Origin of the sequence: Nocardia coffeae (assembly GCF_019890715.1) — a bacterium.
Lineage (GTDB): Bacteria > Actinomycetota > Actinomycetes > Mycobacteriales > Mycobacteriaceae > Nocardia > Nocardia jiangxiensis.
The window spans coordinates 340,684-352,781 of record NZ_JAINZY010000008.1 but is presented as its reverse complement, the minus strand read 5'-3'; the positions used below and the strand labels follow the sequence as shown (position 1 = coordinate 352,781).

Annotated in this window: 10 protein-coding genes; 9 read left to right on the top strand and 1 reads right to left on the bottom strand. The window is 66.6% G+C overall.

Going from position 1 to position 12,098, the window contains the following annotated elements:
* The first annotated feature begins 44 nt into the window (after positions 1 to 44).
* Positions 45 to 473: a lipocalin-like domain-containing protein gene (locus K7711_RS28075; RefSeq protein WP_222972449.1), complete on the top strand. Its 429-nt coding sequence runs from the start codon at positions 45 to 47 to the stop codon at positions 471 to 473.
* Between the two features lie 403 nt (positions 474 to 876).
* Positions 877 to 2,139: an MFS transporter gene (locus tag K7711_RS28070; RefSeq protein WP_235747875.1), complete on the top strand. Its 1,263-nt coding sequence runs from the start codon at positions 877 to 879 to the stop codon at positions 2,137 to 2,139.
* A gap of 332 nt (positions 2,140 to 2,471) precedes the next feature.
* Here K7711_RS28070 and K7711_RS28065 read toward each other — a convergent pair whose 3' ends face one another.
* Entirely contained in the window at positions 2,472 to 3,128 is a 657-nt protein-coding gene (locus K7711_RS28065; RefSeq protein ID WP_235747874.1) for a TetR/AcrR family transcriptional regulator, read from the bottom strand.
* A gap of 161 nt (positions 3,129 to 3,289) precedes the next feature.
* Between K7711_RS28065 and K7711_RS28060 the strand changes: the two genes are divergently transcribed.
* From K7711_RS28060 to K7711_RS28030, 7 genes are all read left to right on the top strand, one after another.
* A complete protein-coding gene (locus K7711_RS28060; RefSeq protein ID WP_222972448.1) occupies positions 3,290 to 4,159 on the top strand; it encodes an alpha/beta fold hydrolase in 870 nt (289 codons plus the stop codon).
* The gene (locus K7711_RS28055; protein ID WP_222972447.1) at positions 4,156 to 5,181 is read left to right on the top strand and encodes a VOC family protein; all 1,026 of its coding nucleotides are present in this window, start codon (positions 4,156 to 4,158) and stop codon (positions 5,179 to 5,181) included. The genes K7711_RS28060 and K7711_RS28055 overlap by 4 nt, the downstream gene beginning before the upstream one ends.
* Positions 5,178 to 6,881 (top strand): bifunctional 3-(3-hydroxy-phenyl)propionate/3-hydroxycinnamic acid hydroxylase MhpA, encoded by a 1,704-nt coding sequence (gene mhpA / locus K7711_RS28050; protein ID WP_222972446.1) that lies wholly within the window; start codon positions 5,178 to 5,180, stop codon positions 6,879 to 6,881. Before K7711_RS28055 ends, mhpA begins: the two co-directional genes overlap by 4 nt.
* 6 nt (positions 6,882 to 6,887) lie before the next feature.
* Positions 6,888 to 8,021, top strand: coding sequence for an amidohydrolase family protein (locus tag K7711_RS28045; protein WP_222972445.1), 1,134 nt, complete (start codon positions 6,888 to 6,890; stop codon positions 8,019 to 8,021).
* 239 nt (positions 8,022 to 8,260) lie between these two features.
* Positions 8,261 to 9,202, top strand: a complete 942-nt coding sequence (locus K7711_RS28040) for an NmrA/HSCARG family protein (RefSeq protein WP_308014980.1) — start codon at positions 8,261 to 8,263, stop codon at positions 9,200 to 9,202.
* Positions 9,203 to 9,264: 62 nt separating this feature from the next.
* Positions 9,265 to 10,227: a DUF5996 family protein gene (locus K7711_RS28035; RefSeq protein WP_222972444.1), complete on the top strand. Its 963-nt coding sequence runs from the start codon at positions 9,265 to 9,267 to the stop codon at positions 10,225 to 10,227.
* A gap of 408 nt (positions 10,228 to 10,635) precedes the next feature.
* The gene (locus K7711_RS28030; RefSeq protein ID WP_222972443.1) at positions 10,636 to 12,093 is read left to right on the top strand and encodes an alpha/beta hydrolase; all 1,458 of its coding nucleotides are present in this window, start codon (positions 10,636 to 10,638) and stop codon (positions 12,091 to 12,093) included.
* The last annotated feature ends 5 nt before the right edge of the window (positions 12,094 to 12,098 follow it).

Below are 12,098 nucleotides of genomic sequence, written 5' to 3'. Positions count from 1 at the left end.
CATTTAACGATGGGAAATCCGTTGGGCGGGGCTAGCATCGGGGCATGGACGTCGAGGAGCTGGTGGGACGGTGGCAGCTGACCGCATGGACCGCCGTCGACGAAAACGGCTCGGTCTCAACGCCTTTCGGTGATCGGCCGCAAGGGTGTGTGATTTACACCTCCGGCGGGTGGATGAGTGGTCAACTCGCTGTTGCCGATCGGCGGGAGCTGTCGACACCGATGGTGCTCGCTGGTGCTGAAAGTGAACGGGCCGAGGCGTATTCGAGCTATATCGCCTACTGCGGCGAATACCGGCTGGAAGCGGATGTGGTGGTGCACACGTTGCGCATGAGCCTGTTCCCGAACTGGGTCGGCGGTGAGCAGCGACGCACGGCGGAGCTGTTCGGCGATCGTCTGGTACTCGCTACGCCGCCGACGCTGGTGGGGGAGCACGTATTGGTAAACCGGCTGTACTGGGTCCGGGCGGAGTAGCGATGCGGCCTGCGGCGTGAGTCCCAGCACCGTCGCCGCATATCCGAACTGCCCCTCGTCGACCGCTGTCGCGAAGGCCCGCACGGCCGCCAGGTCCAGGTCTGTCACTCCGCCTCCCTCGAGCACCGTAGCGGTGCACATTGGTTGGTTGTGGAAGGTATCGCACCCAGGGCTGTGGCACGGGATCGGGCGCACCTGCGCATCGAAAGGTCGCGGGCCCAAATGTTCCACCGAAAACCTTTAGCGTTCAGGGATATTCGGACGAGGCCGCGACACGCCTGGATGATCGGCTCGCTCCGGCCACACCGTCCCGCGCTGCGGCCTTGTCGGACAACTATTGGTTGTGGATCCGCGACGGCCGGTTGTTTGCCTGACAGGCCGGCATCCGCTTTGATCACCTCCTATGGCATGGGGAACGAGAACGCTGCGGGCGGCCGTGCGGGGACCAGCGCTGGGTCGGGAGTTCCGGTGGCTGTGGGCCGCGTATGCGGCCAGCGCTTACGGATCCGGGTTCGGGCTCGGGGCTGTTTCGATCGTCGCCGTACTCGCGCTGCACGCGGGACCGGCAGCGGTGTCGGCCCTGTCGGCGGCGGGGCTGGCCGTGGGTGCGGTGCTGGCGGTGCCGCTGGCCCCCTGGGTGGAGGCGCGTCGCAAGCGGCCGGTGATGATTGCGATGGACGTGGGCCGCTTTGCCGCGATGGCGAGCATCCCGGGCGCCTACCTGCTGGGCATCCTGACCTATATCCAGGTGCTGCTCGTGGTGGTGCTGGTGGCCACCGCCAAGATCGCCTTCAACGCGGCCAGCGGCGCCTATCTGAAAACGCTTGTGCCCAAGCAGAATCTGATCGTCGCCACCGGGCGGTTCGAGGCAACCAACTGGACCTCGGTGATCATCGGTCCGCCGCTCGGCGGCGCGGCGATCGGGATCTTCGGCCCGGTCGTCACCATGGCGGTCGACGCGATCAGCTATCTGCTCTCCGCGCTGGGCATCTCCGCGATCGGCAGAGGTGAACCGCATCCCGGCCATCCGGCGACGCCGGGGACGCGCGTCGCTGATCTGCTCGACGGCTGGCGGCACATCCTGTCTCATCCGTCGCTGCGCCCGCTGCTGTTCAACACGAATCTGTGCAACGGACTCATCATGGCCGGCGAGCCGCTGATAGCCGTGCTCATGCTCCGCCAGCTCGGCTTCGCGCCATGGCAGTACAGCCTGGCCTTCGCCGCACCATGCGTCGGCGGACTGATCGGCGCCCGCAGCGCGGCCCCGCTCGCGCAGCGGTTCGGGCGGCACAGGGTCATGATCGCCTCCGGCATGCTGCGCGCGTTCTGGATCATCGGCCTGGCCTTCGTCCCTCACGGCGTGCCCGGCCTCGCGCTCGTCATCGCCGTGCAGTTCGGCCTGGTCACCAGCTGCGGTGTCTTCATTCCGATATTCGCCGCCTACCGCCTCGAACAAACCCCCAAGGAACTCGCGGCGCGCACCCTGTCCTCGTGGTCGGTGACCAGCAACCTGTCCATCGCGGCCCTGACGATGGTGTTCGGCGTGCTCGCCTCCGCGACCGGCGTGCGCACCGCGCTGGCGGTCGCCGGGGTCGCCATGCTGGCGACCCCCTTGCTGCTGCGCGGTGTGCGAGCGACCTCCTCGCCGCAGCCGGTGAGCGTGTGATGCGAGCGACCTGGACTCGCGACAGCCACCCGTGACTTCAGCCGCGCAGCGCATTTCGGGGCCGTGAACCCGCAGGCCGAAATCTGCCGGGGTCAGCATGTACGCCAACCCGCGGTTCCAGCAGAGAGATCCGTAGGCTCCGAACCTGTTCGAGGCGAGATCGCGGGCGGCGCCGAGTTGGTTCTCAACCACATCGGAGATCCGACCGCGCCGAGCGAGCAGCAGAAATATCTGCCGGGAGTGTGACCAGCAGGGACGGCCGCGAATTCGGTTCCAGGTGGCGATGGGCGGCACGCCCTCCATCGCCATGTGGTCACCGCCCAGGGCTGCGGCTACAGCGTCGGCAGCTCAGGATGTTCGGGGAGTTCGGGCAGTGTGCCGGTGCTCAATCGCTGCGCGGTGCGCTTGGACACGCCGAACATGCGCAGCATCCGGTAGGCCATCTCGTCGGACAACGCCTCGGCGTCGGCGTCGGGGTCGGCGTCGAGTAGTTGCAGCAGCCCCAGCAGGGCGCCACCGGCGGCCATGATGGCCAGGTTCGGATCCATCGGCTCGAAACGGCCGAGGTCCTGCGCGGCCTGAATGTCACGGCGAGCGCGCGGTGCCAGGCCCTCGTCGCGCAGCATGACCCCCATGCCGGAGTTGAGCACCACCCGCACCATCTCCGGGATTCGGCGTTGCAACCGGCCGGTCAGGCGGAAGCTCACCGCGAAGATCTCCGCCGGATCGTCGAACCGGGCCACGACACCGTCGCGTAGCTCGCTGTAGATCTGCAGTGCCGAGCGCACCGCCTCGTCGAAAAGCTGATCCTTCGAGTCGAAGTGGTTGTAGAACGACCCGAATCCCACATCGGCGGCGTCGGTGATCTCCTGGATACTCACCGCGGACCGGCCCTCCGACAAGAACTTCCGCGCGGCCGCGAGCAGTGCGTTACGGGTGCGCTCCCTGCGGCGGTCGGTCCGCGTACGTGTCGCCGGTTCGGCTGTCATCAAACCCTCCACCACTTCATCTGCCCCTGCGAATCATAACTGACAAAAAGCTCAGTTCCGATCCACATGCCACTGCTCTCATTTATGAGGGTTTCATCAACTCTATTGACAGAGAACTTCATCGTGACTGATGATTTCATCATCAATAGTGGAGGTGGTCCGTGACAAGCACTGACAACGAGGCAGAGGCCGGGCGGACGGTCCGCATCGGCAACCGCGACATCTACGTCAGCGACACCGGCACAGGTTCCGCGGTCGTGTTGCTGCACGGCGGCGGACCGGGAGCGTCCGGGGTGTCGAACTATTCGCGCAACATCGCCGCACTGGCGCGGCGGTTCCGGGTGATCGTGCCCGACATGCCCGGTTACGGTCGGTCCGGTAAGGACCTCGACCAGTCCGATCCGTTCGGTGATCTGGCCGCGGCGATCGGTGATCTGCTGGATGCGCTCGACGTACCGAAAGCCCACCTGATCGGCAATTCTTACGGCGGCGCAGCGGCGCTGCGGCTGGCCATGGACCGGCCCGAGAAGGCCGACCGGCTGATCCTGATGGGACCCGGCGGTGTCGGGACCAGTCGCGGATTGCCGACAGCAGGGCTACGGGCGCTGCTGTCCTACTACACCGGCAGCGGCCCGAGCCGGGAGAAGCTGGCCGGCTTCCTGCGCGAGTACCTCGTCTACGACGCGGCCGCGATCACCGAGGACATGATCGACGCGCGCTATCTGGCCAGTCTCGATCCCGACGTGGTCGCCAACCCGCCACTGCGCCGTCCCTCCGGGCCCGGCGCACTGCGCACTGTCCGGCGGATGGATTTCACCCGCGATCGGCGCCTGGGCTCGGTGTCCCATCCGACGCTGGTCGTCTGGGGTAGCGAGGATCGGGTGAACCGGCCCAGCGGCGCGCGGATGCTCGCCGATCGGATGCCCAATTGCGACGTGTACTTCGCAGCGCGCACCGGTCATTGGGTGCAGTGGGAGCGCGCGGAGCTGTTCAACGACCTGGCCGATGCGTTTCTGCGGGAGCCCCGATGAACGGCAACGCCCGCACTGCCGAGGACCCCGTTTTCGGCGCGGTGCATCTGGGCTACGTCGCGGTCGGCTCACGACGGTTACGGGACTGGCATCGCCTGGGCGCCGATGCCATCGGCTTGCACGTCGACGAACTCGACACCGACACACTGCGATTCCGGCTCGACGACCACACCTGCCGATTCCTGATTCGTCGTGGCCCCGCTGAGGATGTCATCGCGCTGGGCTGGCAGGTCGACGACCATCGGACCTTCGACCGGATCCTCGCCCGTGTCGCCGACCGCGGCGTCCCGATCGAAGAGGGCACCGCCGAAGACGCCGCGTTGCGCGGGGTCGAGCGATTGTGGCGCTTCCCGGGCCCGAAAGGCATCGCCACCGAGCTCTTCACCACCGCGGTGACCAGCACGGCGCCGCTGTCGATGCTCAGCTCCGGCTGGATCACCGGCGAAGCCGGGTTCGGTCACGTCGCGATCACCTCCCGGGAACCGGAAGCGATGCACGCCTACTTCCGCACTCTGTTCGATGCGCGGTTGTCGGACTTCATCGACGAGAACATCTCCGGGCTGCGGATGAAGATCCGTTTCCTGCGCGTCAACCAACGCCACCACTCGGTGGCCGTAGCCAATATCCGCGGTCTGCGCATCGACCCGGTCCGAACTCGCGTCCAGCACATCAACATCCAGTCCGCCACCCTGGGCGACATGCTCGCTGCCTACGGGCGCGTCACCGAGCTCGGATTCCGCATGGCGTGGGCGGTCGGGCAGCACACCAACGACCGGGAACTGTCGTTCTACTGCGTGACCCCGTCCGGATTCGAACTCGAGGTCGGCTGGAATCCGATCGTCGTCACACCCGAACTGGAAGCGGCGTGGGAGCCGAAAACCTACCAGGGCATCAGCATTTGGGGCCACGACACCGTCCACGAGACCTTGGCCGACAAGCTCGCGCAACTGCGCACCATCGCCGGACGGCTGCGGACCCCGGAGATCACCGTGCCCGAGCTGACAGGAGCAGCGACGCAATGAGCAGTACCGACTACGAGGTGGTCATCGTCGGGCTCGGCCCGACCGGACTCACCCTCGCCAACCTGCTCGGCCGCCGCGGCATCAGCACGCTCGTACTCGAACGCGAGCCGGAATACTACGGTCTGGCGCGCGCGGTCTACACCGACGACGAGGGCCTGCGGATCTTCCAGACCGCCGGCGTCGCCGACGAAGTCGCCGCCGACATGAACATCGACTCCACCGTGCAGTGGGTTCGCGGCGACGGCCGAATCCTGGCCCAGTTCAACCAGATCGAACGACCGCTGGGCTGGCCGGTGGTCAACTTCCTGTACCAGCCCTATCTCGAGAACAGCCTCGAACGGGCCCTCGAGCGATACCCGCACGTCACGGTCCACCGCGGCCGCGCGGTCACTGGATTCAGCCAGGACGACGACGGTGTGGATATCGAGCACGCGGCCTGCACCGGCACCGGCTACGGCACACGCGACGCCGAGATCGACACCGGCACAACCGAACAGGTGCGGGCGCAGTTCCTCGTCGGTTGCGACGGCGGCCGCAGCATCGTGCGCACCACCCTCGGTATCGACATGACCGGTGTCAGTTTCCCGGAGCGCTGGCTGGTGGTGGATCTGAAAACCCGCGACGGCGCGGATGCGTTCCGGCATCTGCCGTATTTCGACTTCGTCTGCGATGCGCAGCGGCCGATCGTGTCGTGCCCGCAGCCCGGCGGGCACCACCGCTTCGAATTCATGCTGCACGAGGACCAGACCAAGGAGGAGATGGAGGACCCGGACACGGTGCGCGGCCACATCGCTCGCTTCGTCGATCCCGCCGAGGTCGAGGTGCTGCGCAAACTCGTCTACACCTTCAACGCCGTCATCGCCGATCGGTGGCGCGACCGACGTATCCTGCTGGCCGGCGACGCCGCGCACATGACCCCCCAATTCATCGGCCAGGGCATGAACTCCGGGGTCCGCGACGCGGACAACCTGTCCTGGAAACTCACGGCGATCCTTCGCCACGGCGCCGGTGCGGGCATCCTGGACAGCTACGAATCCGAGCGTCGCCCGCACGCCAAGGCGATGATCGATTTGTCCGTGTTCAACAAGAACCTCGTCTCCATCGACAACCCGGTCCTGGCCACCGCCCGCGACTTGGCACTTGGTACCGCATCGCGCACCCCGATTCTCGGCGGATGGATCCGCGGCGCGAAAATGAAACCCGCGCCGCGATTCCGCCGTGACGCCTACCTCGGGCTGCCTCGCCCGCCGATCCGCGGAGTGCAAGGCGCGCTCATCCCGCAACCGATGGTCCGTACCTACGACGGCCGCCACCAGCGCTTGGATGACACACTCGGGCTCGGGTTCGCAGTACTGGGCTATCACACCGACCCCCGGAAGGGGTTCTCCGACGCTGATCTGGCGATGTTCGGCGTCCTGAACACGCGCTTCGTCACCGTCTACCCGCTGGGCGGTCGGCCGCAAGGCAAGCCCGGCGACGGCCGCGCCGACGTCATCGACATCGAGGACCACACCGGCGCGTTGACGCGCTGGTTCCGGAGAGCCCGGGTGCGCCCCGGCGGGGTCGTGTTGCTGCGGCCGGATCGGTTCGTTTTCGGCACCGCCGCAGCCGGACACAACACCGCGCTGGTCGCCGCGGTGCAGCACCAGTTGCGGCTGCGACCTGCAGTTTTTTCTGATCAATCCATCGCCGTGAAGTGAGAAGCCATGACCGGAACCGACTCCCGATCCCCCTTCCGAACCAGCCGCCGTCGATTGTTCGGCACCACCGCCGCGGGCCTGGCCGCCGCCGCAGTCGCCATCCCCGCCGCGGCCTCGCAGGCTGCGCCACTGCGGCGTCGACAAGCACCGGCGGGGATGTACCGCATCGACCTGCACGCCCACTTCCTGCCGCCCGACTACCGCGCGTCCCTGCTCGAACACGGTTATCTCACCATCGGCGGTTACCCGACCCCGGACTGGTCACCGGAGGCGGCGATCGCGTTCATGGACTACTACGGCATCCAGGCTCAGGCCCTGTCGGTGTCCGACCCTGGTGTGTCATACCTGCGCGGTAAAGACGCCAACGACATGGCCCGCTACTGCAACAGTTACGCCGCCAATCTGCTCGAGACCCACGGCACCCGCTTCGGCGCCTTCGCCGTACTGCCCATGCCCGACATCCCCGCCGCCATAGACGAGGCGATCCATGCCCTCGACACCCTGCACCTGGACGGTGTAGTACTCCTGAGCGCCTACGACGGCGTATATCTCGGCGACCCGCGGTACGAGCCGCTGATGGCCGCGCTGAACCAGCGCAAGGCGTTCGTTTTCGTACACCCCGCCTCCATTCCGGCCGGCTCGAAACCCGCACTGCCGCTTCCGGATTTCCTCGAGGAGTTCACCTTCGACACCACCCGCGCCGCCACCCTCATGATGGTCACCGGCTTGACCCAGCGGTACCCGGGCATCCGCTTCCAACTCGCCCACGCCGGCGGCACCCTGCCCTTCGTGTCCCACCGCGTCAGCGTGGCCTCCCAGACCGTCCTCGGCGGCCTGTGGCCGCGGGGCCTGCCCAAGCCGTCGGTGCTGGACATGAAGAACCAGATCTCCCGCTTCTACTACGACACTGCCCTCAGCGGATCATCAGCGGCCATGGCCAGCGTCCTTGCCGTCACCGGCCGCGACCACATCGTCTTCGGCTCCGACTGGCCCTTCAGCGCCGCCACCCTGCCGCAGACAGGCACCCACGACCCAGCCCCGGGTCTCAGCGACATCTTCGACGCCGACGCTCGCATGGAAGTCGAACACCACAACCCCCTGAGACAGCTGCCGCGACTGTCCGCCGCCGTCGGCCGATAGCTCATCGTGTACCCGCCGACCGGCCACCCCGGTCGGCGGGACCATCCTCGACCCCCTTGCACGCCAACGGAATTCGCCCCCAGCCGAACAGCCGCCAGACGGTCCGACAGCAGTCGGCTGATACGCCCCTGGGATCAGGGCCGCGAAAGTGCCGGCGACAAGGCCATCACCGCGGCCACGAGTGCGGGTTCCGTGATCGGCATTGTCCGGACTCGGGAACGTGGCAGGGAGGGGAGCCGTTGGCGCCGCCGATGGATCGGGCAAGCGTGTCGATCCGGGTTTGCCGTGTCGTAGGCTCTGTCGTATTTCTGACCCACTGTTCGGATTGGAGTGCCATGACAAATGCCGTCTACCTGGTGCTTGGTGCCACGGGCGGGCAAGGTGGGGCTGTTGCCGATGCATTGCTGTTTCGCGGGGCGGCGGTGCGGGCAATGGTGCGTGATACCCGAAGTCCACGCGCACAACGACTCGGCGAGCGAGGTGTGGAACTCGTGGGCGGATCGCTGGACGACCGGGCCGCGCTGGCGGCGGCGATGGCGAGCGTCGCGGGCGTGTTCGCTGTGACCACGCCGTTCGAAGCGGGCGTGGATGCGGAGGTCCGACAGGGACGGGCGATCATTGGTGCGGCGGGGGATGCGGGGGTGGCGCATCTGGTGTTCAGTTCGGTGGCCTCGGCGGATCAGATGACCACGATTCCGCATTTCGAGAGCAAGGCGGTGATCGAGCAGGAGTTGAGCGCCAGCGGACTTCCGGCGACCGTTGTCGCTCCGACGTACTTCTTCGACAATGCTCTCGGCGGCCGGCAAGAACTGCTCGATGGCGTGCTGGAGCTGCCCTTGCCGGCCGATCGGCCACTGCAGCAGCTGGCGCGAGAAGATCTGGGGCAGTTCGTTGCTCACGTTCTGGCCGAGCCGCGCAAGTATCTCGGCGAACGCATCGAGCTGGCCGGCGATTCCGTCACACCGGCCGAGATGGCTGCGGCGATCGGCGATGCATTGGGGCGGCCCGTCATCCATCGGCAGACTCCACTCGCCGCGATCGGCAATGCGGACATGCACGCCATGTGGACATTCCTCGACAGCGGTGGTTATCGCGTGGATATCGATGCCCTGCATCGCACGAACCCCGAGATCGAGTGGACCTCGTTTCGTGACTGGACGCGACGAACCTTCACCCGCTGAGGCCTTGACGTTCCACTGAGTCCGGACCTGAATCGACACCGAGGACGAAGGGAGTTACTGATATGCCGAAGACGAATTCCACCAGCGAGTGGCCGCAGCTGCGGGTGGCGGAATGGGCCGATACGCGCGAAACCTTGCACATGTGGACGCAGGTGGTGGGCAAGATCCGGCTCGCGCACGCTCCTTTGCTGAATCACTGGTGGCAGGTCACCCTCTATGTGAGCCCGCGTGGGCTCACGACCTCGGCGATCCCCTACGCCGATCGGCTCTTCGATATCGAATTCGATTTCTTTGCACAGCAATTGGTGATCCGGGCCGACAACGGCGATACCCGCAGCGTGGCGCTCGCACCGAAATCGGTGGCGCAGTTCTACACCGAAACCATGCGAGCCCTGGACGAACTGGGGCTCGTGACCCGGATCCAGGGACGCCCCAATGAAGTCGACCCGTCGATTCCGTTCGCCGAGGACACCCGGCACACCTCCTACGATCCACAGTCCGCGCAGACGTTCTGGAGGCAGCTCGTGCACGCCAACCGCCTGCTCAACGAATTCCGCTCCGGCTTCAGCGGTAAATCCAGTCCGGTGCATTTCTATTGGGGTGCAATGGATCTGGCGTGTACCCGTTTCTCGGGACGGAGTGCGCCCGAACACGGCGGCGGTGCACCGCACTGTGCTGATTGGGTGATGGTGGAGGGCTATTCCCACGAGCTCAGCAGCTGCGGATTCTGGCCCGGCGGCGGTGAGGAAGGCGCGTTCTACGCCTACTCCTATCCCGAACCCGACGGCTACCGTGAACGTAGGCTGCGTGTTCCCGGTGCAGCCTACGACGCCGATCTGGGTGAATTCGTCCTACCCTATGAAAGGGTGCGCGCCGCAGACGATCCGAACGCGCTGGTGACCGCGTTCCTGCGCGAAACATATGAGGCAGCAGCCGAACTCGGCCATTGGGACCGAACCATGCTCGAATGCAATCCGCTGCGGTGGGCCCAGGAGCGAGCTGCGGCGCCCTGGTCGCTGCGCTGACCCGACGTGCGCGGGGAGCACCACCAGCCTTTCGTCAGGATCGTTCGTTCATACCGGCGAACAAAGAAAGCCAGCCGGTCCACGATCGCCGCGCAGAACCGTGGATCGGTGAAAGTCTTTGTCCACCACGCCGATGAATCGACCTAACCAGGCATTTGTCGCGTGATCGGCTACGGTTCGGCGGGTTCCTTGTAAGACAGCCACGCATTTTCACCGTGACGATAGCGAGGATCTGTGACGAACCGCGCTCGTTTCACTCGATGCATGATGGCATTCATGATGGTGGCCGCGGCTGTGGCCTGCGGCGCCGCGCCCGCCACGGCTCAGCCGTCGGATGTGGCGCCTGGGGGAACGCCTGTCCCGGTCTGGACCCCGTGCCCCGGCCGGCCGGGTTTCGAATGCGCCACTGTGCCGGCACCATTGGACTACCAGCATCCCGGCGGGCGCACGATCGAGCTGGCGGTCATCCGCCACCGGGCAACCGACCCCGCGCATCGGATCGGCAGCCTGCTGTTCAACCCGGGCGGGCCGGCGGGAGCGGGCACCACAAGCCTTCCGATCGCCTATCCACTCTTCCCGCTCCGGATTCAGGAACGGTTCGACATCGTCAGCTGGGATCCGCGCGGGGCCGGTGAATCGACCTCCGTCCAGTGCTTCGACGACAAGGCGGAGTACGACGCCTGGTTCGCGCAGTTGCCTGCAGGGTTTCCGGTCGGTCACGAGCAGGAGCGGCGGTGGATCGACCAGTACGCCGAGCTCGGCCGGCGCTGCGAGCGGCGTGACCCGGCCTTGTTGCGGTTCGTCTCCACCACCGACTCGGCGTACGACATGGATCTGCTGCGCAGAGTCCTCGGCGAGAAGCAGCTGACCTTCCTCGGGGTCTCCTACGGAACGCTGCTCGGCGCCACCTACGCCAACCTCTTCCCCGACCGGGTCCGGGCGATAGTGTTGGACGGCAATATCGATCCGTCTGCGTGGTACGACCAGAAGCCGTCGCCGACCTTCCTACGGCAGACTTCCGACCTGGGAACGGCCAAGACGCTGGAACAGTTCTTGGACCTGTGCAGCCAAGCAGGCTCGATCCGCTGCCCGTTCTCGGCCGGCGGCGCGGTGGCGACCCGAGCGAAGTACGACGCACTGCTGCACCGCCTGCTCATCCACCCGCAGGGCGGGTTCACCTACGCCGCCACCGCCAGCATCGTGCGCGCTTCTCTGTATACCGTCCATGCCACCGCCGGTTCTCCGGCGAACTGGACGACGCTGGCCGAGCTGCTGCAGCAGCTGTGGCTGGGCGAGACGCCGCAGATGCCCGACCGGGGCGAGAATCGCCTGGCGGACCCGTCCTCGACAGCGCCGAGTGACTCCTCCCGGGAAGGCTCGGCCCCGCAGCAGAAGTACACGGGCATCGAGCAGCTCTTGGCGATCATCTGCGGCGAGAGTCCCAACCCGCGCGATCCGGGCAGCTACGGCGCCCTGGCGAAGTTCAGTACCGCTCGTGCCGGGACGGTCGGGCCCTTCTGGGTGTGGGCGACCGAGGGGTGCTCCACCTGGCCGGCCACGGCCGCCCATCGCTACACCGGCCCGTGGGGCCGGTCCGCGACACCGATCCTCACCGTCAACGCCACCTACGATCCCGCCACCCCGTACCAGAGCGCTCTGGCCACGACCGCCCAACTGCACAACGCCAGGCTGCTCACCGTCGCTGGATACGGGCACACCACGCTGTTCAACCCGAGTAGTTGCGCGAAAGCCTACGAGAGCGACTACGTCATCCGTGGCACGCTGCCCCCACCCGGCACGGTCTGCCGGCAGGACGTCCCACCGTTCACCGGCACCACCTCGAGCACATCCACCCCGACAGGCTGACGACC

Excerpts from the sequence above, each read along its gene's own strand:
- mhpA (WP_222972446.1), top strand. The coding sequence starts at position 5,178 with ATGAGCAGTACCGACTACGAGGTGGTCATCGTCGGGCTCGGCCCGACC.
- K7711_RS28035 (WP_222972444.1), top strand. The coding sequence starts at position 9,265 with ATGCCGAAGACGAATTCCACCAGCGAGTGGCCGCAGCTGCGGGTGGCG.
- K7711_RS28045 (WP_222972445.1), top strand. The coding sequence starts at position 6,888 with ATGACCGGAACCGACTCCCGATCCCCCTTCCGAACCAGCCGCCGTCGA.
- K7711_RS28075 (WP_222972449.1), top strand. The coding sequence starts at position 45 with ATGGACGTCGAGGAGCTGGTGGGACGGTGGCAGCTGACCGCATGGACC.
- K7711_RS28070 (WP_235747875.1), top strand. The coding sequence starts at position 877 with ATGGCATGGGGAACGAGAACGCTGCGGGCGGCCGTGCGGGGACCAGCG.
- K7711_RS28055 (WP_222972447.1), top strand. The coding sequence starts at position 4,156 with ATGAACGGCAACGCCCGCACTGCCGAGGACCCCGTTTTCGGCGCGGTG.
- K7711_RS28065 (WP_235747874.1), bottom strand. The coding sequence starts at position 3,128 with ATGACAGCCGAACCGGCGACACGTACGCGGACCGACCGCCGCAGGGAG.